Origin of the sequence: Thermoanaerobacterium sp. R66 (genome assembly GCF_028895185.1) — a bacterium.
GTDB lineage: Bacteria > Bacillota > Thermoanaerobacteria > Thermoanaerobacterales > Thermoanaerobacteraceae > Thermoanaerobacterium.
Genome location: NZ_JAEUWW010000001.1, coordinates 1,683,155 through 1,705,773 on the forward strand (window position 1 = coordinate 1,683,155; position 22,619 = coordinate 1,705,773).

The 22,619-nt window shown below is 37.3% G+C and carries 20 protein-coding genes; all 20 read right to left on the reverse strand.

Annotation, left to right across the window (positions count from 1 at the left end):
- Positions 1-4: 4 nt before the first annotated feature.
- On the reverse strand, positions 5-1,405 hold the full coding sequence (gene gnd / locus JJQ93_RS08525) for an NADP-dependent phosphogluconate dehydrogenase (RefSeq protein ID WP_274893461.1): 1,401 nt from the start codon (positions 1,403-1,405) through the stop codon (positions 5-7).
- Positions 1,406-1,423: 18 nt separating this feature from the next.
- Complete coding sequence (locus JJQ93_RS08530; RefSeq protein ID WP_274893462.1) at positions 1,424-2,908, reverse strand: gluconokinase; 1,485 nt, start codon at positions 2,906-2,908, stop codon at positions 1,424-1,426.
- A gap of 15 nt (positions 2,909-2,923) precedes the next feature.
- Positions 2,924-3,904 carry a D-isomer specific 2-hydroxyacid dehydrogenase family protein gene (locus tag JJQ93_RS08535; RefSeq protein ID WP_274893463.1) on the reverse strand — a complete coding sequence of 327 codons (981 nt, stop codon included), beginning with the start codon at positions 3,902-3,904 and terminating at the stop codon, positions 2,924-2,926.
- Between the two features lie 18 nt (positions 3,905-3,922).
- Positions 3,923-5,371 carry a tagaturonate epimerase family protein gene (locus JJQ93_RS08540; RefSeq protein WP_274893464.1) on the reverse strand — a complete coding sequence of 483 codons (1,449 nt, stop codon included), beginning with the start codon at positions 5,369-5,371 and terminating at the stop codon, positions 3,923-3,925.
- Positions 5,372-5,403: 32 nt separating this feature from the next.
- The gene (locus tag JJQ93_RS08545; RefSeq protein WP_274893465.1) at positions 5,404-6,168 is read right to left on the reverse strand and encodes a DeoR/GlpR family DNA-binding transcription regulator; all 765 of its coding nucleotides are present in this window, start codon (positions 6,166-6,168) and stop codon (positions 5,404-5,406) included.
- Positions 6,169-6,325: 157 nt separating this feature from the next.
- Positions 6,326-7,168, reverse strand: coding sequence for a sugar phosphate isomerase/epimerase family protein (locus tag JJQ93_RS08550; protein WP_274893466.1), 843 nt, complete (start codon positions 7,166-7,168; stop codon positions 6,326-6,328).
- A gap of 11 nt (positions 7,169-7,179) precedes the next feature.
- The gene (locus JJQ93_RS08555; RefSeq protein ID WP_274893467.1) at positions 7,180-8,517 is read right to left on the reverse strand and encodes an MATE family efflux transporter; all 1,338 of its coding nucleotides are present in this window, start codon (positions 8,515-8,517) and stop codon (positions 7,180-7,182) included.
- Between the two features lie 24 nt (positions 8,518-8,541).
- On the reverse strand, positions 8,542-9,513 hold the full coding sequence (locus JJQ93_RS08560; protein ID WP_274893468.1) for an AEC family transporter: 972 nt from the start codon (positions 9,511-9,513) through the stop codon (positions 8,542-8,544).
- Positions 9,514-9,527: 14 nt separating this feature from the next.
- Positions 9,528-11,018, reverse strand: a complete 1,491-nt coding sequence (locus JJQ93_RS08565) for a UxaA family hydrolase (RefSeq protein ID WP_274893469.1) — start codon at positions 11,016-11,018, stop codon at positions 9,528-9,530.
- Between the two features lie 2 nt (positions 11,019-11,020).
- Complete coding sequence (locus JJQ93_RS08570) at positions 11,021-12,472, reverse strand: tagaturonate reductase (RefSeq protein ID WP_274893470.1); 1,452 nt, start codon at positions 12,470-12,472, stop codon at positions 11,021-11,023.
- A gap of 62 nt (positions 12,473-12,534) precedes the next feature.
- A complete protein-coding gene (locus JJQ93_RS08575) occupies positions 12,535-14,091 on the reverse strand; it encodes a glycoside hydrolase family 28 protein (RefSeq protein WP_274893471.1) in 1,557 nt (518 codons plus the stop codon).
- Between the two features lie 24 nt (positions 14,092-14,115).
- Entirely contained in the window at positions 14,116-15,021 is a 906-nt protein-coding gene (locus JJQ93_RS08580; RefSeq protein WP_274893472.1) for a carbohydrate ABC transporter permease, read from the reverse strand.
- Positions 15,021-15,902 carry a carbohydrate ABC transporter permease gene (locus JJQ93_RS08585; protein WP_274893473.1) on the reverse strand — a complete coding sequence of 294 codons (882 nt, stop codon included), beginning with the start codon at positions 15,900-15,902 and terminating at the stop codon, positions 15,021-15,023. Before JJQ93_RS08585 ends, JJQ93_RS08580 begins: the two co-directional genes overlap by 1 nt.
- A 94-nt stretch (positions 15,903-15,996) precedes the next feature.
- Positions 15,997-17,340: an ABC transporter substrate-binding protein gene (locus JJQ93_RS08590; RefSeq protein ID WP_274893474.1), complete on the reverse strand. Its 1,344-nt coding sequence runs from the start codon at positions 17,338-17,340 to the stop codon at positions 15,997-15,999.
- A 77-nt stretch (positions 17,341-17,417) separates the two neighbouring features.
- The gene (locus JJQ93_RS08595; protein ID WP_274893475.1) at positions 17,418-18,578 is read right to left on the reverse strand and encodes a glycoside hydrolase family 88/105 protein; all 1,161 of its coding nucleotides are present in this window, start codon (positions 18,576-18,578) and stop codon (positions 17,418-17,420) included.
- Positions 18,579-18,618: 40 nt separating this feature from the next.
- The gene (locus JJQ93_RS08600) at positions 18,619-19,620 is read right to left on the reverse strand and encodes a LacI family DNA-binding transcriptional regulator (protein ID WP_274893476.1); all 1,002 of its coding nucleotides are present in this window, start codon (positions 19,618-19,620) and stop codon (positions 18,619-18,621) included.
- A 31-nt stretch (positions 19,621-19,651) separates the two neighbouring features.
- Positions 19,652-21,052 carry a glucuronate isomerase gene (uxaC, locus tag JJQ93_RS08605; RefSeq protein WP_274893477.1) on the reverse strand — a complete coding sequence of 467 codons (1,401 nt, stop codon included), beginning with the start codon at positions 21,050-21,052 and terminating at the stop codon, positions 19,652-19,654.
- 134 nt (positions 21,053-21,186) lie between these two features.
- Entirely contained in the window at positions 21,187-21,627 is a 441-nt protein-coding gene (locus tag JJQ93_RS08610) for a type II toxin-antitoxin system VapC family toxin (protein ID WP_274893478.1), read from the reverse strand.
- A gap of 139 nt (positions 21,628-21,766) precedes the next feature.
- Positions 21,767-22,000 carry a type II toxin-antitoxin system Phd/YefM family antitoxin gene (locus tag JJQ93_RS08615; RefSeq protein WP_274893479.1) on the reverse strand — a complete coding sequence of 78 codons (234 nt, stop codon included), beginning with the start codon at positions 21,998-22,000 and terminating at the stop codon, positions 21,767-21,769.
- Positions 22,001-22,152: 152 nt separating this feature from the next.
- Positions 22,153-22,521: a LysM peptidoglycan-binding domain-containing protein gene (locus JJQ93_RS08620; protein ID WP_274893480.1), complete on the reverse strand. Its 369-nt coding sequence runs from the start codon at positions 22,519-22,521 to the stop codon at positions 22,153-22,155.
- Between the last annotated feature and the right edge of the window lie 98 nt (positions 22,522-22,619).

Sequence of the window (22,619 nt, forward strand, 5' to 3'; positions counted from 1 at the left end):
ATATTTAATCCTGCTGCCACTCGGTGTGGAATATTCCATCCATGTCAATCCTCTTGTAAGTGTGTGCACCAAAGAAATCCCTCTGCCCTTGTATCAAATTAGCAGGAAGGTTTTCCTCTGACATGCTGTAGAAATAGTCAAGAGAAGCATTTACTGTAAGCATAGGGATGTAATTATCTTTAGCAAGTTTTGTCACCTTCTTAACTGCATCTATTTTTTCTTCTAAGAATTTCACAGATTTCGGGTTAAGAAGCAAGTTATCATTGTCTTCTGAGATTATCTCCATCAAAAAGTCCAGAAGCCTTGCCCTTATGATGCAACCACCTTTCCAGATTCTCAAAACTTCTTTTAAATCTATGCCGTAGCCGTAAACTTTTGACGCCTCTGATATAAGCCACACGCCTTGCGAAAAAGATGAAAATACTGAGAACAACAGCGCATTTTTCAAATCTTCTACGACTTCGTCTTTATTTAAGGCATTTTCAGGATAGTTTCTATTGACCATTTTCGAAAGCTTTACCCTGTCATCTTTAAAGAAGGAAAGAGTTCTGCCGACAACAGCAAGATTTAAAGATGGCGTAGGAATGCCTAAATCAAGAGACGTCTCTGCGGTCCACTTGCCTGTTCCCTTTTGCTCTGCTTCATCAAGTATGAGCTCTACCAAAGGCTTACCTGTCTTGTCGTCTTTGTGCTTCATTATCTTATAAGATATTTCCATCAAGAATGAATTAAGCTCTCCGTTATTCCACTTCTCGAAAATATCTCCGATTTCTTCACTGGTGAGCTTTAAGACTTTTCTCATTACGTCGTACACTTCTGATATTGACTGCATTATAGCGTATTCTATTCCATTGTGCACCATCTTTACAAAGTGCCCTGCAGAATCATTGCCAACATATGTGCAGCATTCTCCAGAATCAGTCTTTGCTGCTATCTTAAGAAGCAACTCCTTTACCATTTCATAAGCTTCTTTTGTTCCGCCAGGCATAAGTGACGGTCCATTTAATGCGCCAAATTCTCCGCCAGATACACCCATGCCTAAGTAATGTATTCCTTTGTCCTTTAGCTCTTTTATCCTTCTGTCAGTATCTTTAAAGTAGGAATTACCGCCGTCTATTATGAGGTCTCCTTCATCAAGGTATGGCAAAAGCTCATGAATCACGTCATCTACTGGCTTTCCCGCCTTCACCATGAGTATTATCTTCCTGGGCTTTTCCAAAGACTCAACGAATGACTTTATGTCGTAGTACGGATAGATTTTCTCATCCTTTACTTTTTCTTTAACGAATTTTTCAGTCGTCTCATGTGATCTGTTGTAACCAGAAAGGCTATAACCTTTTCTGGCTATGTTTAAAGCTAAATTCTGTCCCATTACTGCAAGGCCTATCAATCCTATATTGTTCATTTCTCTTACCTCCAATTTTTATAGTTTGTTGTGAACCTCAAACAAGTTTTTAAGATCTCTTGTCATAAGCTTAAAGAATTGAAATCCCTTTTCATACTGCTGTACCTTTTCCTCTTGAGGCATAAACACTTTCTTAATCTTCACCATCTTGTAAGTTGCCTCTAATACATCTTTATAGACTCCTAATGCACAAAATCCCAACAAAGCCGAGCCTAAAAGCTCAGGTTCTTCCACATTTGACACCTTTATAGGCAGTCCCAATACAGATGAGAAAATTTCCATCCAAAGCTCAGAGTTTGTACCACCACCTCCAGCTCTTATCTCTTTTATATTTATATTATTGTCTTTTACTGCCTCAAAAAGCATTCTCAATGAATATGCAACGCCTTCTAAACCTGCTTTTATCAAATGCCCTTTTGTGTGACTGTTTTTCAATCCAAAATAGACGCCAGAAGCTATGTTGCCAATTTCTTTATCCCTCTCTCCTGTGATATAAGGCAGGAAAAACAGATTGGACGTATCAGCACTTAATGCTTCCTTTGTCAATTCATCATAACTCATGTTAAAGATATTGTCTCTAAGCCACCTTAAAATTATGCCTGCATTGTTGATAGCCGCTCCTACAAACCACTTTCCTGATGAAAGGTAGTAAGTTTGAAGCCTCATTAAATCTTCTTTATCTAAAACGGCTTCTGGATACGCAACTCTAAACATTCCTGTTGTGCCTATGTTTATTGCGCCAACTCCATCGTCAAATGCTCCAATGCCTATTCCTACAGCGCCACCATCGTACACGCCAGGCAGCAGTTTTACATCCCCATTCAACCCTAAAAGCTCTTTCGATTTGTCGGGAAGGTCAGCTAAAATCACATCTGAAGGCACAATCTCAGGAAGTCTATCCTCGTCTATGCCTAAGGCACCAAGTGAGTAGCTATCCCATTTAAGGGTATTTATATTCATCATTCCTGTGGCAGATGATATGCTAGGTTCTGTATACGGCTTATTTAAAAGCTTTGATATGATGTAGTCTTTTGAGCTTAAAAAGTATTTTGATTTTTCAAAAATATCTCTTCTCTTTCTCTTAAGCCAATATATTTTAAAAAGCGGCGCATGGAACGTAGGAGCAAATCCAGTCCTTTTGTACATCTCATTTACGTCAATATCGTTTAGCAATTCTTCGTAAGTTTCTTTCGACCTTGTATCAAGAAGCGTCATTATGCCTGTCAATGGCTCTAAATTCTCATCGACAGGTACAAGGCCAAACATGTACGTAGACGGTATGACAAGAGAAATCGCATCCTCATAGCCTTTCGACGCTTCTTTAGCCGCTTTTACAAAAGTAGAAAACAAGACTTCAGGATCGTGTTCCGCTTTCCCGTCGTCGCCTTTAAAAAGTGGTATCTCACACCTATAAAGGTTTAGCACATTTCCTTCCTTGTCTACAACACCTGCTTTAAGATTTGTGGTGCCTATATCTATACAAAGAGCTAATCCCCTATCCATATTAATCCTCCACGACTATAATTTTATCACTCCGTCAGGCTCTTGACCATTCAATACTTTCTCTATGTCTGATACAACTTTGTCGCCCATGCCTTTTAAGCATTCTCTTGTGTAAGCAGATATGTGAGGCGTTATCACCACATTCTCATATTTCAAAAGTGGATGATTCTCGTCTATAGGCTCGTTTTCTACAACGTCTAATCCAACACCTGCCACTTTTCCATCGTCGAGAGCTTTCATCAAAGCCTCGTTGTCTATAAGCTCGCCTCTGGCTGTATCTACAATGTAGACACCGTCTTTCATCATAGAAAATTGCTTAAATGATAGCATGTGGTAATTGCCTTTATTAAGAGATGCATTTAAGGATATCATGTCTGCTGCTTTTAAAAGTTCTTCTAATGTCTCTACAGGCTCAGCACCTCTTTCACGTATCAAACCAGATGGCACGTACGGGTCGTAAGCTATAACTTTTGCATTAAACCCATACCTGAGTATTTCACAAACTCTGCTGCCTATATTGCCAATACCTATTATGCCTATGACTTTGTCCCTTAGCTCTGCGCCCATGAAGCTAGCTCTTTCACTCCACTTGCCATCTTTTACTTTTAATGAAGCTGCTCTTACTTTTCTAACAACATCAAGAAGCAATGTAACTGCCGATTCTGCTACAGCTTCTCTTTCAACATACCCATCGACTTTTGTGACGTATGTGCCTTTCTCTTGAGCACTTTTTATATCGATATTATCATACCCAATGCCATGCCTTGTAATTAAAAGCGTCTTATCCTTGTGCTCAAAAAACTCTTTATCGTAGTAAGGCTTGACGCTGGCTACAATGATAGAATATCCCATAAGCTTCTCTGCCAGTTCTTTGCCGTGCATGTCGTAAGGAAATTGAAATCTGTCAACTGCCCCAAACTTTTTTAACTTCTCCAAATGCTCAGGAAAGTTCCTGCCAAAACTGCTGGAATTTACAATCGCTATTTTCACACCCATTTTTTCTCCTCCTAAGATTTATTTTTCATAGAATATTTCTTTCAAATGGTTTTCTATGTTATCAGAAACCATTTTATAATGTTCTTCTTCATAATCGTAAAGCATGTCTTTAATCTCTTTCCCCTTTAAGTCAAGCAAAACACCAAAGGATATGTGAAAAAGCTGCTTTATCTCTGGTCTAATCATAAATTCTGGATTATCAAGCTCAGGTTCATCTTTAAAGTCATCCTTTTTAATCAAAACCTTGTACGATTTTTTGCTTTCTTCCAGATTTGATAAAGCTATCTTGTAAAGTTCTCTGTAGAACTCCTTGTCAGATTTGTAAATGAGATTTACAGCCTGTAGCCAACTTGTGCCAGACGTCTTTATGTGAAAATTCTTCTCAGTTGTCTTGCTAAAAATCTTGTAAATGCTAAATTTATCGCTGCCTGAATGTAAGCTAAGCTTATAACCGCCTATTAACTTAGTAAGATCGTAATGTTTTTTAAGCTCTCTTTCAAATTCATTTACGTCTCCTACGTAGTCAATGGCCTTTTCAAATTCACCAGGAAATTTAGGTGCAATGCTAAAAAAGTCGATGCCATTCCGATGGAGATACTCTGCTACAAAAAGGTGATCCTCCAAAGTCGTCACTTTTCCGCCTTCATCGATGGAGATTTCAAGGTCAAAGTCGTTAAGTTTTTCTTTTAAGATGCCATTTACTTTCTCCACAAACTTCATTGCAGTCTCATAGGCTACAGCAGACTTTAAAAGCTCGTCTTCTGAGACTAAATGACCACCAAAACCCACATTTAGAGATTTGCCTGAAAAATCTTCCACAATCTTTCTGCTTACATCTGACAATGTTTCTGCCTTTTCTTTGATTTCTGATGACGTTGCACCGCTTACATCAAAAAGCTGTTCACTTAAGTCCAGCGTGTACATGGTGTAACCAGCATCTATGCCTTCTAAAAGGTACTTCTCATCCTTTATATGGTCTGCATCAGCCCCATAATGGCCTATATATCCTGTCTCCAAGACACCTAACACTACTTTTAAAAGCACATCTTTAAAGTTCCTGTTTGTCTTTACAAGCTCTCTTGGGGATTGCTGCGCCAAAATAGGGAATACATTGAATTTTTTTAAAGCATCAAGCTGTGCTGCCGTCGCCATCCCAAGCCTGTCACCTGTGCCAAATGAGGCATTTTCCCTGCATATAGTAGGCCCTATGTGAAACCTGCCGTTTAATGTCACATAGTTATCGAAGGTAAAAGGATAAACATTAAATTGGAGGCTGTCGCTTATTTTCTTATTCTCTGAAAAGTATGGTTCTTTAAGCTTCAACTCGTCATTAGACAGTATGCCGATCATTTTTTCCTTTTGCTTTTTCACTACAAATATATATGTGTTTTCACCAAGCTTCCTTAAAGAATCTGGATATATCTGAAACCCGCTTTCTTTAAGCACGGATGATACATTTCCAACCATTTCTCATCTCTCCTTTCAAATCGAAAAACATGCTAATTAGCCAAATCTATTACAACATGATTTTTCAAATCATCTATCACATCCATGTTTTGCACTCCTGACGTTATAACCCTATCAACATCACCTATATTGCAAAATGACACCATAGCATCTTTGCCAAATTTACTGCTGTCGACGACGACAATCGATGTTCTTGAAGATCCAATCATAGACCTTTTGACTTCTGCCTCAAAGATATCAGACGTGGTAAATCCCTTTTCTAACGACACTCCCGCTGCTGCGAGGAAGGCAATGTCAGCATTGTACTTTTTTACGTACTCTACAGCATCTGGACCTATTAAAGAATAATTGACGTTTTTAAGATTTCCGCCTGTCACGTGTAAAGTTATATTTGTGTTTCTTGCAAGTTCGGCAGCTATGTTAAGTCCATTGGTTATGATCGTGATATTCTTTAAGCCTTTGTAGTTAATATACCGTGCTAACTGATAAGTAGTAGACCCTGCATCAAGAAAAATGCTCATTCCCTCTTTAATCGCATCTATTGCTTTATTGGCTATCTTCTCTTTTTCTTCGATGTTTTCTTCCATCCTGAATAAGAGTGGAGGAACAACGATGTTTTTCTTTAGCACGCCACCGCCGTAGTTTCTCTCTATAAGCCCTTCTTTTTCAAGCTCATCTAAGTCCCGTCTTATGGTCTCATCTGACACTTGAAACATCTCACAAAGCTCTGATACTTTTACAGATTTTTCCTTCATGAGTATTTCTTTTATCTTATTTCTTCTCGTGGAAGCCAGCATATGACACCATCCTATACAAATTATCATCTATCTTAAACTCATCATTTATTATCAAAAAGAACGAATAACTTTTTCTAACTCTATATTAACATATATTCGACGTAAAACCAACAATTCCTCCTTAAAATCCAAAAATTTTTATGTGGTTTTTGTGGTATTATTGGACTACGATTTCGTATTTACCCTTAAGATACGAAATCCCACTTTTTATAAATGTGCCTTTTGTGTTTTCCATCAAGATGTTTATATACGGTTTTGCGTACTTTAAAAACTTGAATATTGTTTCGTAATCCAGCAGTCCCTCACCTACAGGCACAAATTCAAACTTTCCTTCATTCATCGAAAAATCTTTCGCATGTACTGCTACAATCCTATCTCCAAACAATCTAAAGGCCTCTTCAAAAATAATCTTTTGGCTTTTGTAATTTTCCTCAGTCAAAAGGTTGGCCGGGTCAAATATGACTTGCAAATTGCTGGACTTTACATCATCTATAAGCCTCCTCATGACTTTGGGAGAGTATATGGGATGGTTGACACCTGGCTCTATGCCCACTATGACTCCAAATTTTTCAGCTTCCTCAACTAATTCAGATACGCTTTTCACCACTTCATTGTAAGCATCTTCTGTGAAATTATCAGTCGTGTATCCCATCTTCTCATGCACATTGCCTGTCTCTGTAGCAACAATGCTGCAACCAAAATCCCTTGCATACCTTAAATGTTCTTTAAAAAGCTCCAATAACAACCTCCTTTCGCTTAAATCTGGATGAATGATGTTTACATAGCAGCCCAACACTGCAATTTGAATGTTATGACTTCTGAAATGGCTGCATATATAGTTAGCCAAGCCTGGTGTCAGACTTCCATTTTTAATGTTAAGTTCTGGAAATGATTTATTTAAAGCCAATTGAACCGAAGAAAGTCCCAATTTCGAAACCTCTTCAGGCAGTCTTTCCAAAGATAATCCTATTAGATCATGCGCTCTTATTCCTAAATTCATGAAATGCACCTCTACACAATTGCTTTTTGCCACTTGGTACCCCTAAGCCTTATAAGGTAAAGAGTCCCTCTTACTGCCCAGTCTGTAAACATGCCTATCCATACTCCTACAAGTCCAAATTTCATCACTACTCCAAGTACATATCCTAAAACTATCCTAAAAGCCCACATGCCTATTATAGATGTCATCAATGTGTACTTGGCATCTCCTGCACCTTTTAAGCCTGCAGGCAGCACAAATGACAATGACCATAAAACCATACAAGCTAAATTAAGTCTAACGACTTTCACAGCGATATCTATGACGTCCTGATTTGTGGTGTATATAGATACAAGAAATCTTGCAAAAGGAAACGACACTGCACCAAGTATACCCATACATATACTGGCAAGCCACGTCATGTAGTAAAGGGACTTTTTTGCGGCTACAGGATCGCCACTGCCCATATCCTGTCCTACGACTATAGTAGAAGCTATGCTTAAAGCGTTGCCGGGAATATTGAATATCTGTTGCACAGAAAAACCTATGGAATTTGCTGCAATTGATGCAGTGCCAAAAAGCACAACAAATACTTGCGTTATCAATTTGCCACCGCTAAATAGAAGCGACTCAAGGCCGGCAGGAAGTCCTATGTTAAAGATAGATCTAAGCATTTTCATGTCAGGTTTGTAATGGCGCAAATCGTAAAGCTTCACAACACTTGTACCCTTAATCAAGATGTACAATGCTACTATAGCACCAATGAGTCTGGACAATCCTATGCCTATTGCAGCACCTTCCACACCTAAGCCTTTGAGATTAATCATCTTTATGCCATATATGAATGCGTAACTTAATATGACGTTTAAGACATTTATAAACACGTTTATATACATAGGTGTCTTTGTGTCGCCAGCACCTCTTAATACCCCAAATGCTACCAACTGAGCTGTTATAAATGGGTATGTTACAAGGCTTATGCTTAAATACAATATAGTATTGTCAAATACGATTTTTTCTGCTTTGCCAAAAAGCAAAAGCACTATAGGATGCCTTAAAATCCATATGAGAATCGTAATAAATATGGTTATAAGCTCACCTGAATACATTATCTGTTTGCTGGCTTCATTTGCCGCCTTTTGATTTTTCTGCCCCACATACTGTGCTACAACGACAGTTCCACCAACTGCAAGAGCCGAAAAGAATCCTATTAAAATGTTATTTATAGAATCAGCCATCCCGATAGATGAAATTGCCTCTTTTCCAAGTCTGCTGGCCAATATTGTATTTATTATGCCCATAGAGCTTATAAACGTCTGCTCCGTTATTATAGGTCCAATAAGTTTGAGTATGTCTTTCTTGATAATCATCTATTAACATCCTTTTAGCTAAATTCAAACTGGAAATATAACCCTTGACACATAAATGACCAAAGTCAAAGTGATAGTGCTAAGCAGTGTTGAAACCATGACCAACTGCGACGCATAGTCTTTGCAATTATCAAATTCTACGGCAATTAAAGCAGTGTTTACTGCGGAAGGAGTAGAAGATGATATCATCAATGCCTGTGCCACAACGCCAGAAAAACCGAATATCTTTATTAAAAGAAATGCGATTATAGGGCCACCCAATAGCCTTGTGACTGCTGATAAATAGACTTCCTTGTTTTTAAAGCTTATATTTGTATACGAAAGTTGAGCGCCTAAAGATATAAGTGCAAAAGGCACAAAAGCATTTTTGATGTACTCAGCAGCAGGCCATATTGGTATTTTTGTCAAATCAACAGGCAACAGTTTTAAAAGCAAGGCCGCTGGAATTGCGTAAATTGTTGGCATAGAAAATATCTTTTTCATGCTGTCTTTAAAGTCCATAGATGCACTGCTGGCCAGAAAAAATCCTATGCTGTTTGTAAATATGTTTTGTATCAAAAGCACCATTATCTGTGCGGTAATCGCCATGTTGGCGTAAGGAGTCTTTCCATGTATCAAATACGGTCCCGTAGTAAACACAAGTGTTATAAGCGACAGCCCTATATTGCCGGAATTGTAAAACATGATGGAATTCCTAAAGGCATTTTTATAGCCTTTGTCATAGTTTCTAAACTTAGCTATGATGCTGCCGATTGCCACATTTGCCAGAAGCATAGATATGGCAAATACCAACACTTTCATCATGTCCAATGGTATCTTAGTAGTATAAATATTTACAAATATAAATCCCGGAACAAAAACATAAAAATTTATTTTGCTAAAAGAATTTACGTCTAACTTAAATTTGCTGCCAAGGACATATCCTATAAATATTATCAAGAATATAGGAAGAATATCAGATGCCAAAATGTAGTAAAATATTCTCACATCTTTCACCTTTGCTTTTAAATTTACAATGTCACACCTGACTTAAAAATAGCGATTTCTTTGAAATTATTCTTCTCATTGTTGACTTTGTCACCACTGGCTACTTTTAAAACGTAGTGTACCAGTTCATCTAAAACGACATCCATCACTTCGTCTTCAACAAGTGTTCCTGCGTTAAAATCAATCCAGCTTTTCTTTTTCCTGTAAAGCTCTGAATTAGTAGAAATCTTTACAGTAGGCACAAATGTGCCGTACGGAGTTCCTCTTCCTGTTGTAAAAAGTATCAAATGACATCCTGATGCAGCTAAAGCAGTAGAAGATACAAGGTCGTTGCCAGGCCCGTATAAAAGGTTAAGTCCTCTTTTTTTCACTGTGTCCCCATAATTTAAGACATCCACTACGATTGATTTTCCACCCTTTTGAACGCAGCCTAATGATTTCTCCTCTAAAGTGGTTATACCACCAGCTTTGTTTCCAGGTGATGGATTTTCATATATAGGCTGGTGATGTTCTAAAAAGTACTGCTTAAACCCATTTATCATGTTGACGGTCCTGTCAAAGACATCTTCATCATGACACCTTTCCATGAGAATCTGCTCTGCGCCAAACATCTCCGGTACTTCTGTCAATACCGCACTGCCTCCATGAGATACCATAAAATCCGTAAATGCACCTAACAAGGGATTTGCGGTGATGCCTGAAAATCCGTCAGAGCCGCCACATTTAAGCCCAACAATCAATTGACTTATGTCTACATCAACTCTTACATCGTCTTTCATCTTCTGATACAGTTCGCCTAACAGCTTGACTCCTTCTTCAATCTCATCATCAACTTCTTGGGCGATGAGAAACTTCACCCTTTCCTCATCGTACTGACCTAAACTTTCCTTAAAAGAAGGTATGTTGTTGTTTTCACAGCCTAAACCCAAAACCAAAACACCGCCGGCATTTGGATGCTTCACTATATCTGATAAAATTTTCCTTGTGTTTATATGGTCATCTCCAAGTTGTGAACATCCATAGCTGTGCTTAAATATCTGGATGTCATCAATTCCTTCAACTTTGACTTCTCTTTTAAATCTCTCTATTATCATCTCTCCTATGCCATTTACGCAGCCTACCGTAGGTACGATCCAAAGCTCATTTCTTATGCCGACAGCGCCCGTTTTCCTTTTGTAGCCTTTAAATGTCATAGTATCTTCATGTTCTTTAGCTACGACAGCTTCTTTTTTATCATAAACGTAATTTAAAATATCCCCTAAGTTCGTCTTAATATTGTGAGTATGAACCCATGCACCTTCAGGTATATCTGAAAGTGCATGTCCTATGGGATAACCGTACTTTACAACATCATGTCCTTCTTTAATCTCCGTTAAAGCAAACTTATGGCCTTTTGGCACATCATCAGCAATAACTAATCTCTTATCGCCTAACGAAATAACATCGCCTTTTTTCAAATTTCTCAAAGCGACAGCCACATTGTCTGAAGGATTTATTTTTATGAAATCTTTCATGGTTACTTTAGCACCTCTTTTAATGAATCCTTTATTCCATTCTTCTCAATCGAATAAAGATACTCAGTAACAGCATCATTTAACCCAGCTACTTCATTTAGATCCATCTTCCACACTTTATCGTACGACAAAACATTTGTTACAATGTTTTTTATTCCTTCATAACTGCCATCGAAGTCTTTCCATAGATCTTGATACATCTTTAGTATGTCAGGATCGTCGCTTAATGGTATGACTTCGTCGCCTCTTTTCCCTTTGTAAAACTCTATATATGCGGAAAGGGAAAATACCAGTTTTTTAGGCAGTTCTCCATATGCTTTTACGTACTGAAGAAGTGAAGGCAAAACCCTCGTCTCATATTTTGACATGGAATTTAAAGCAATGCTCATAAGGTAGTGCTTGACGTAAGGATTTTTAAACCTATCAAACACTTCCCCAATAAACTCCTTAACTTCATCATCCGGCAAATCCAATGTCTTCATGATCTCATTGTAAGCCACGTCTTTAATGAATTTTCCTACAGCATCATCTTCCATGGCTTCTCCAACAGTATCAATCCCATAAAGATACGCCACAGGTACCATAGCTGTGTGAAGCCCATTTAGGATTCTCACTTTTCTGTCGCGATACGGCGTTACATCATCTACAAATCTTACATTTAAGCCTATCTCACTTGCCGGAAACTCTTTTTCAATCCATTTAGGTCCCTCTATAACCCACAAGTGAAATAATTCCCCTACGTCTATCAAGCTATCTTCATAGCCCAATTCCTTTTCAATTTCTGCAGCATCGTCTTTTGGATATCCTGTCACGATCCTATCTACAAGGGTTGTGCAAAAAACATTCCACTTCAAAACCCAGTCGGCAAATCCTTTTTCAAGATTCCAATGATCTATATACTTAAGAACCATCTCTTTTAACTTTTCACCGTTTCTGTCAATAAGTTCACAAGGAAGAATTATAAGCCCTTTGTCACTTCTGCCATTAAAATATTTATACCTTCTATACATGAAAGCAGTAAGTTTTGCAGGAAAACTGTTGTGTGGAATAGCATCAAACGTATCATTTTCATCAAATGCGATGCCTGCCTCTGTAGTATTGGAAATCACAAATCTTATGGTTTCTACTTCAGCCACCTTTAGAAAAGCCTCGTAGTCATCATACGGATTAATACCTCTACTTATGCTATTTACGACCTTATAAGTCCTTTTAGCCTTTCCATCCTTTATACCTTGAAGTATAAGGGTGTAAAGTCCATCCTGCTCATTTAATTTATCCACCAATCCACCTCTTAAAGGCTGTACAACGACGACGCTGCCATTAAAAACACCTTTTTCATTCATTTCGTCAATCATCCAGTCTGCAAATGCCCTTAGAAAGTTCCCTTCTCCAAACTGTACTACCTTTTCTGGATATCTTTTATAATCTTTATAAATCTTCGACGATAACCTCATCATTTTCTTCCTCCTTAGCTCGATTTTAGCACACGTGAACATTTTACTTTAAAAAAAATATTTCATTGAATTTCATTGTCAATATTTAACTTTGTAAAAGGCTCTGTCAAAGCACCTTCTACTACAACATTTTTCAACCTAAGGTTTTTAATGTTGTTAAGGTAAAATCCATTTCTACACATTTCTTCTACAAAGCTAAGCATCTCAGGATAATCAGGCTTAGCGTTTAAATCAAAGCTTACATAGATATTCTCCATATCAACTCTCTCAATTTTCCTCTCAGGAAGGCCATACATGTATCCTGCTGCAACCTGAGTATCAATGCATGTTATATCTTTTAGATAAATATTGCCGACATATGGCGTCCTGTCATCTACAGGAAGCTTTTCCTTGCTCCACACGTATTCAGTCTTACCATCAGCATCGCAGAAATAAAAGCTATTTATGGTAAAAGGCGTCAAAACCCCTTCCATTCTGATGTTTGATGCGTGTATCTCATCTATGATTCCGGTCTTGCCTCTACCTCTTCTGGTCTTTATGCGTATGCCGCGGTCTGTCTTTCTAAATATGCAATTCTCAACATGGACATTCTTTACACCGCCTGACATCTCGCTTCCTATTACGACAGCACCATGACCGTATTCCATAAGGCAGTTTCTTATATAAAGATTTTCCGACGGCATAGGAAGCCTTTGGCTTACAGACAACTTGCCTGATTTTATGGCAATGCAGTCATCGCCAACAGAAAATCTGGTGCCTGCAATGAGGACATCTTTACACGATTCAGGATCGAGACCATCAGTATTTGGTGCATCTTTCGGATTTTCGATGTTCAAATTCACAAATTTAAGGTTTTGCGACATCAAGGGATGTATCGTCCACGACGGCGAATTCTTTATTGTGATGCCTTCTATCAATACATTTTTGCACTTGTTTAAATAAACCGTCCTCGGTCTCCATGCGATTCTTCTAACCTTCGCGTCGTACCACCATGTATCAAAACTGGAATTGCCATCTATGACTCCATCGCCTATTATATTAACATTTTCCACAGAGATACCAGTTATAAGGCTTGCAAACATATCGTTTGCTTCCCCTTCCCAGGATCCTAAATAGCTATTTTGAAATTCTTCACTGTCTATTTCACCTGGAAGGATAGGGTACATTTCCCTCTCTTTTGCTCCTAATAACACAGCACCTTTACCTAATTCTATCGTTATATCGCTTTTTAAAAAAATCGGGTATGTCAAGTAAACACCTTCAGGAAAATATACCCTTCCTCCATCAGGGCACGCCATTATGGCTGCTTGTATAGAAAAAGTATCAAGACGCTTTCCATCACCAACAGCACCAAAGTCCTTAACGTTTATATACGCTGTCTCGGGTTTTGTCTGTTGGAACGCAGTCAATCTTTCTTTTGTTTCTTCGTTCTTTAGTGTAATTTCGTATTGACTGTTTGGCTTTAAATTTTTTACCGTCCACACACTCCTATCCACATCGCCCATATAATCTGAATTAACGTACAACTGATACTTTTTCTCTAAATAATAAGGCTTTGAACCTTTCAATTCAAACGAAATTGTGGTAGATGTAACTGATATGACATTTAGTTCTTTCAATCGAATCACTCTTTCTTTAAAGAATCATCCTTTTAATCCGCTTGTAGATATACCTTCAACAAAGTACTTTTGAGCCGAGAAGAATACCACAATTGAAGGTATAAGAGCTATAACCGACATTGCGATTATCTTGTTCCACTCGAAGTTGCCTGACGTAGCATCCATTGCCATTTTCAAAGCTATTGAGACAGGGTACTTGCTGACAGTTGAAATGTAGATAAGAGGTCCCATGAAGTCATTCATAGACCACATAAACTGAAATATGGTTACAGACACAATGGCTGGCGTAATCACAGGCAGCAATATCCTCGTCAGTATCGTAAATGAATTACATCCGTCTATCTTTGCAGCTTCATCAAGCTCCTTTGGTATTCCCCTCATAAACTGTATAATCATGAACACGAAAAACGCTTCTGCCGCAAATATGTCATTTGCATACAGAGGAACAAACGTGTCCAGTAAATGCAATTGCTTCCATAAAAGATATAGCGGTATCCTTAAAACGATCTGTGGCAAAAACATCGTTGAAATCAGTATCGCAAACAAAGGCTTTTTAAACGGAAAATTAAATCTTGAAAAGCCATACGCTGTCAATACTGATGAAACAACTGTGAAAATCACTTTAGGAATGACGTACTTAAAAGTATTCAAGTAGTACGTTGCAAATGTATACTGAGTACCTGTCTTCCATCCTTTTATATACGGCGTAAAATCTATCCTTTTTGGTATGAAGCTTATTGACGAAAAGATTTCGCTGTTTGTCTTAAATGACGCTCCTACAAGCCAGACAATGGGGTACAGCATTATAATTGCGCCAATTGTCAGTATCGCATATCTAATTGCTAAGTTAACTTTCCTCCTAAACTCTCTCTTTCTATACCCCTTATCCATCCTAAGGTTTACATTATTGAATGCTGTCTCATTGTTCATTATGACTCGCCTCCTCCTTCATCTGAATAAAACACCCAGTACTTCGACGATGAAAATACGAACATTGTGAATATCATTATTATTATGAAGAGGAACCACGATATAGCGCTGCCATATCCCATATTGAAGAACTTAAATGAGTTGTCGTAAATCATCATTGGCAAAAGATACGTCTTATACAGAGGACCACCTTGCGTTATCATGTAAGGTCCGTTGAATTCCTGGAAAGCTTGTATTAACTGCATTACCAAGTTGAAAAATATTATAGGTGTCAAAAGCGGTATGGTGACCTTAAAGAATGTTTTGATCTTGCCTGCACCGTCAACTGCCGCTGCCTCATAAAGCTCTTGCGGTATGTCCTTTAAACCTGCCAAGAAAATAACCATGGTAGAGCCAAATTCCCATACCCTTAAAGCGCTTATAGTAAATATCGCTCCTAAACCTGTGGAAAACCAACCTACTGGTTTTATGCCAAATACTCCCAAAACCTGATTTACAAGCCCTGTATTTGCAAATACAAACTTCCACAAAACAGCTATAGCAATATTTCCACCGAGAATCGATGGTACATAATACGCTGTACGATAAAAATTGATGCCTTTTAGCTTGTAATTCAAGATAAAAGCTATAAAAAGCGAGAATATAAGCTTTAGCGGTACTGTAATTACAACATACTCCAGTGTTGCAGTAAATGACGTCCAGAATGTGCTGTCATGAAACATATTGACGTAATTTTGAATACCGATAAATTGCGGTGCATTAATAATATTGTAATTCGTGAAACTTAATATTAAAGATGTCACAAACGGATATATGGTAAATATCACAAGACCGATAAGCCACGGCAGTATATATAAAAGCCCTATGCGCTTATTTTCCATTTGAACCCTCCTATCAATACAAAGTGGATGCAATTAATTAAATGCGTGGAACTACAGTTTTCTCTCTGTAGTTCCACAAATTGACCACAGTGTTTTATTTTGTTATTTGACTTAGCACATTCTGAAGATTTGTATACATCTCTTTTGCAGCTTGATCAACTGTTTCTTGGTTGTAAGAAATCTTGTCTATGGTCTGATCGTATACTTGTTGAAGCTTTGGATCTTCCAGATATGGGCTTAATGGCAATCCTGGCTTTGACTCCAATATCTGCAATCCTTCATACTCTAAGCCTGATATCTTTCCGTCTTTTTTAAGTGTATCCAAAGCAGCCTTGCTTACAGGTATGCCCCTATTTGTGCCCATAGCTTCTATGCCTTGTGGATCATTCAAGATGAAATTCAAGAATGTAGCTGCTTCTTTTGGATATTTGCAATCCTTATTGATGGCAAAAAGCATTGATGGCTTTAATATAGCCGCTGATGTCTTAGCATCGGAATTCATAGGAAGTCCTGCTGTCACAAGCTCCATGTTGTTCTGTTTTATTGGAGTAGCTTCTTTTGATATTGCACTTGTCCATTCAAACAAGCCTGCAAATTTGCCATTTAAGAAGCTTGGAAGCTGTGCTATTGGTGCAAGTCCATTTCCACCTTCTGCAGCTATTGACTGAATCGGAGTAGTGACTTTTTTGTCTAATAAAGTCTTGTAGAACGACAATGCTGTCTTTATATCGTCTTGAGTGAAATTAAGCTTGCCATCTGTTGTCAAGAAAGGTTTTCCTGTCTCTTGTTCTGCATAAGTCATAGCTAAAAGCCAAGAATCATAAGAACCTGTTACAATTGGGTAACTGCCACTTGGGAACTTCGAAGCATCATTGATAAGGTCATCCCATGTTTTAGGTATCGTAGCACCGTATTTGTCGTACATGGTCTTATTTACATACAGAACTCTTCCAGTCATAGCTACCGGTATGCCATTTAGTTTACCGTTAACGGTTCCTGTAGCCAAAATATCCTTAGAATAATTGTCTAAACCCAGCTCGCTTGACAGCTTGTTTAAATCGTAAAAACCATTGCCGTCTTTAGAGAATAGTGGCAACCAGTTCCAGTTTATCTGCATTATGTCTGCAGCAGTGCCACCTGCCATTTGTGTTGTCTGTTTGTCAAGGTAGCCATCCCAACCAGCATACTCTGCCTGTATCTTTATATTGGGGTATTTTTGCTCAAAAAGCTTTATAGCATTTAAAGTTGCCTGATGTCTTGTGTCATCGCCCCACCATGAAAATCTCAGTGTTACTTGTTTTGCTGGCTGGCTTTCAGATGTCTTTGTACTACTATTTGTGTTCTTCTGGCTCGTCGAATTACCTGATGAGCCACATCCTGTAAGTAATGTGGAAATACCTAGAGCTGCCGCAAGTGCTAATGCTACTAGTTTTTTCATAGATGATCCTCCTTAAAAAATTTTTTTATTTTTGCATATACAAAGATGTTGATTTTGACCTCCCTTTATCACCCCTTTCAAATACAGATTTGATTTATTTTAATTATTTCACTGTATGCCATCATTAATGCTCCTACGCCTTTAGGGTCGTCATATACGACTTTTTCCGATATATAGTAGTCATAGCTTCCATCTCTGTATGGATTGTTGCCTAACCCTGCAACAGAGCATATACCTCCAAGCATCAATTCCCCTTCATCTTCTACGAGGTATTTATTGACTGTGCCTTCAAATGCCTTTACGCCACTGTCTTTATAGTTTTTCGGCAAAAGGTTTAATCTCACACCTTTCAGTATGCTGTACGAAATCATCAGCGTTGCGGATGTTTCTTGATAATTTCCTTTTTCGCCGCCTTTGTCCAAAACTTGATACCACATACCTGTTTCTTCATCTTGATAAATAATGAGTCCATCTATTGCTTCGTTGAATATTTTAAGAAGAAGATCTTTTTCAGACTCCATTCTTTCATCCATCTCTTCCAGCACATCAACAAGAGCCATGACAAACCAACCTTCAGCTCTTCCCCAAAAGTTTGGAGAAACACCAGTTTTTTTATCTGACCATGCTTCTTTTCTACTTTCGTCATATCCATGATAGTAAAGCTTTTTCTCATTGTCATACATAAGCCTTCTCACATTGCCAAACTGGCTTACAATATCAGATAAACTATGAAAGTCGCCAAAATTTTTGATGTATTTGATGTAAAAAGGCATCACCATGTAAAGCCCATCAAGCCAAACTTGATAAGGGTATATATCTTTATGCCAAAAATTCCCTTCATTTGTCCTTGGCTGTGTCTTAATTTGATTAAAAATCGTCTCTATGGCTTTCTTGTACTTCTCATCTCCTGTCATTTTGTACACGTCAAATAACACTTTGCCTGAATTTACATCGTCTAAATGGTGATTTTCCATGTGGTAGCCTTTTATCTTGCCGTCTTTTTCTATAAATTCATCAAGGTATTTTAATACAAATGTTTTGTACTTTTCATCATCTGTTGCACTGTACAGATCAAGTGCACCTTTTAGCACACAGCCATCTTCGTAATTCCACGATGGCTTGTAACTTTTGTAATCTTTAATGTAGTTATCTATAAACTTTTCAACTTTGTTCAAAGCTTTCAATCCTCCAAATGACTTTTTAATTTCCAGCAGCAATTTCTGATTAAAGCTTTTCATATAAACTGTTTTGCACACGTTAACTGGATTTATGCAAAAATTATTTTATGGCTATTACAGAATCTCTTATCTTTAACTTTGTAGGCACGTATATCTTTTCTCCGCTGTTTTCATCATTTTCAATCATAGTCATCAATATCTCTGCACCTTTTTGGCTGACATCTTTTATGGGCTTTCTCACTGTTGTAAGAGCAGGTATTATATATCTACAAAATTCACTGTCATCAAAGCCAACAACTGAAATATCGTCAGGAACCTTAAGGCCTTTTTCATATATGGCTTTTATAGCACCTACTGCCATATCATCGTTGGAGCAAAAAACGGCTGTCGGTTTTTTCTTTAACTTTAAAAGTTTGTTCATAGCGCTGTAGCCGCTTTCTATGTCGTACTCCCCACTTACGATGTAATCATTGTTAATAAGTATCTTGCTTTCAATAAGTGCCTTCAAAAAGCCGTCTTTTCTGTCAACAGTAGATTTAAAGCCTTCTTTGCCTTCAATTATGGCTATATCCTTATGTCCATTTTCAATCAGGTACTTCACTGCATTGTAAGCTCCTGTCTTCTCTTCACTCAGTATATTGACTACAGATTTTTCATTGATTTCCCTGTTTAAAACAACCAAAGGTATACCTTTTCTCATGACGTAGTACATAAATTCATTATCGCTTTCGCTTTGGCTTGTAAGTATGATTCCATCAAAACGGTTTTTTTCGATAGACGAGTAATCCTTATACTCGTCTATCCCTCTTATGATGAGATTATAATTTTTTTTGATCGCGCTGTTTACACCCCTTACAGTTTCATAGAAGAAACTTGGGGATGTTCCTTTGAAAATTGTAGAAAAGAACAAGCCGATGTTATATGATTTATTGAGAACAAGGCTTTTAGCGTTGTAATTAGGTACGTAATTAAGCTTTTTTGCGATTTCTTTTATCTTCTCCTTTGTTTCCTCTTTTATCTGCGGACTGTCGTTTAAAGCTCTGGAAACCGTAGTATGTGATACATTCGCAAGTTTTGCTATATCCTTTATTGTAACGCTCATCTCAAGCACCTTCCACATTCATTATAGAAGACTATACTCCAAAATAATTGACTGCATTATTGTAGGATATGTCCTGAACTATCTTCCCTAACAAGTTTAAGTCGTAAGGCACTTCGCCTCTGTCTACCCATTCGCCAATCAAATTGCACAGTATCCTTCTGAAGTATTCGTGCCTTGGATATGAGAGAAAACTTCTTGAATCAGTTACCATTCCAACAAATTTACTTAAAAGCCCTACATTTGCCAGTGTCCTCATCTGCTCTCTCATTCCGTCGATGTTGTCATTAAACCACCACGCAGAGCCAAATTGCATTTTCCCCGGAATCCCTTCACCTTGGAAACACCCCATGATGGTTGCCAAAACGTAGTTGTCCTTTTGGTTTAATGTGTACAATATGGTCTTCGGCAAAGATCCAGTTAAATCTAATGAATCTAAAAGCTTCGCCACTTTTTGTGCTATATCTACATCATTTATTGCATCATATCCAGTGTCAGGCCCTAACTTTCTAAACATCCTGGTGTTTGTATTTCTTAAAGCTGCAATGTGAAGCTGCATAGCCCATCCGAATTCCTTATACTTTCTTGCCAAAAACTGAAGAACACTTGTCTTGTATTGGTCAATTTCAAATTTAGAAAGTTCTTCGCCTTCTAAAGCTTTCTTGAATATTTCATCCACTTTGCCCTTTGTGCTTTCCTCATAAAACACAAAGTCAAGGGCGTGGTCTGACAATCTGCATCCTAAGCTGTCAAAGTACTCTATTCTTGAATTTAAAGCATCTAAGTAATCTTCGTAATCTTCAATATCTTTCCCGCTAACTTCTCCAAGCCTTTTGATCCAATCTCTAAAACCGTCCTTGTCAATATTTATACCCTTGTCTGGTCTAAATGCGGGCAAAACCTTTACATCAAAGCTTTCGTCATCTCTCAAAAGCTTGTGATATTCAAGGCTATCTGTGGGATCATCTGTTGTGCACAGTATCTTTACGTTTGAATTCTTAATGATATTTCTGACGCTGAATTCGCTGCTACTTAATACTGAATTGACTTTTTCCCATATCATTGGAGCTGTTTTCTCATTTAGAAGCTCATTAACTCCAAAGTACCTTTGAAGCTCCAAATGTGTCCAATGAAAAACAGGATTGCCGATAGCCATAGGCATAGTCTTTGCAAACTCTAAAAATTTGCTGTAATCATCAGCATCGCCTGTAATGTACTTTTCATCGACACCATTGCTCCTCATAAGTCTCCATTTATAGTGATCGCCATATAGCCAAACTTCCGTGATGTTTTTAAATTTTTTGTCTTCGTAAATATCTTTAGGATTCAAATGACAGTGAAAATCAAATATAGGCATCTTTGACGCATAGTCATGAAATAGTTTAACAGCAACTTCGTTGTCTAACAGAAAATCTTCATCCATAAAATTCTTCATAAAATCAGCTCTCCCACGAAATTTTTGTTCACGTTAACATTTATTTAATTTAATTATATAACTGCCAATGATGATTGTCAAGTTAATGTTAAAAATTTTTTTATTTGAAATTACTATGATTGAAATTTGAAAATTTATTCCGGCATTCTTTCGTCTTTAAAATTTTTCAATATCTTTTGTACAAAATCTCCGGGTGAAATTGCCTTATCAGTCAACCTTTGAAATTTTTCATCTCTCGTTATTATAAAATTGCCTTTAACCTTTTTTAACGATTGTAGTTGTAAAGCATCTTCCAAATCATTAAATTCTGAAAAGGTCATCGCTTTTTCTATATCTTGCTTTGCTACACTCACCACATTCATGATATTAAATAATGCTTTAATGGCTTTTATGCAAGTATCATGATTGAGATTTTTATTGATAAAATAATATATATCCGTAACTGCAAATGCAGATATATAAGCTGTTACGACCTTTTCATCTGCCATTTTAAATATAGTATATGCATCTTTAGCAAAAGGCTCTCTTTTTAGTAATACATCAAGTATAACATTCGTATCAATCAATATTTTCATTAGTTTGCACATCCATCTCCAATCATGCAATACTATCTATGGAGATGAATGTGCTTTGCCCCCTCTCTTTGTTTATCAATACAGCAAAACTTGTGTTTTTTCACAAATTCACTTACAGCGGCTCGCCATTTAGGTAAGGTTATTTGTATTTCTCATTTATCCTTTCATCTCTAATTTGTTCTTTTGTTGCATCTTTATTTTCACAATTTGATAATAAACCATATAAAAAATCAGCATTTGGAGTGCCATCTTTTCTTATAGGCACTAATTTTGCTACTTCTTTACCATTTCGTGTTATTATTATATCCTCTTTTCCCACAATATCCAAGTATTTTCCTGCTCTTGTTTTGAATTCTGTGGCATTAACTATCATATTAAGCACCTCCTCTAATTACATTATACAATCATTAATTAATTTATACAATTATACATTAATTAATTTTAAAATTTATACAATGATTAAAATTTAACTCTTCAGTTTAAATGAATTTTTGTCATGTATATGCTACTTTGCCCATATTAATTTTATCCTGGTGAAGGCAAGCATATCACCTGGCCTACCATAAGGTTATTTGGATCTATATACGGATTTAATGCAAGAATTTTGTCGACAGTAGTACCTACGGTTTTTGCGATTTTATAAAGGGTATCTCCAGGTGCTACCTCCCAATATATGCCTGTTGGACATTCTGTCGTCTTGCCATAAGGTATTATTGACGGCAAGCATATTATTTGTCCTACCATCAATCTATTTGGATCTATACCAGGATTTACTTTTATAATGTCGTCTACAGGCCTATTGATTTTCTGAGATATAAGCCACAACGTATCCCCAGGCTCTACAGTGTAATACCTTCCCGATGGGCAATATGGCATTGTAACACAACCTTTCATTTAATTTTTGTACTATTATATTCACAAAAAGACTCATTGACATATTTTTTCAGAATATGCTGTGGTATAATATGTATAAGAATTGATACGCATAAATT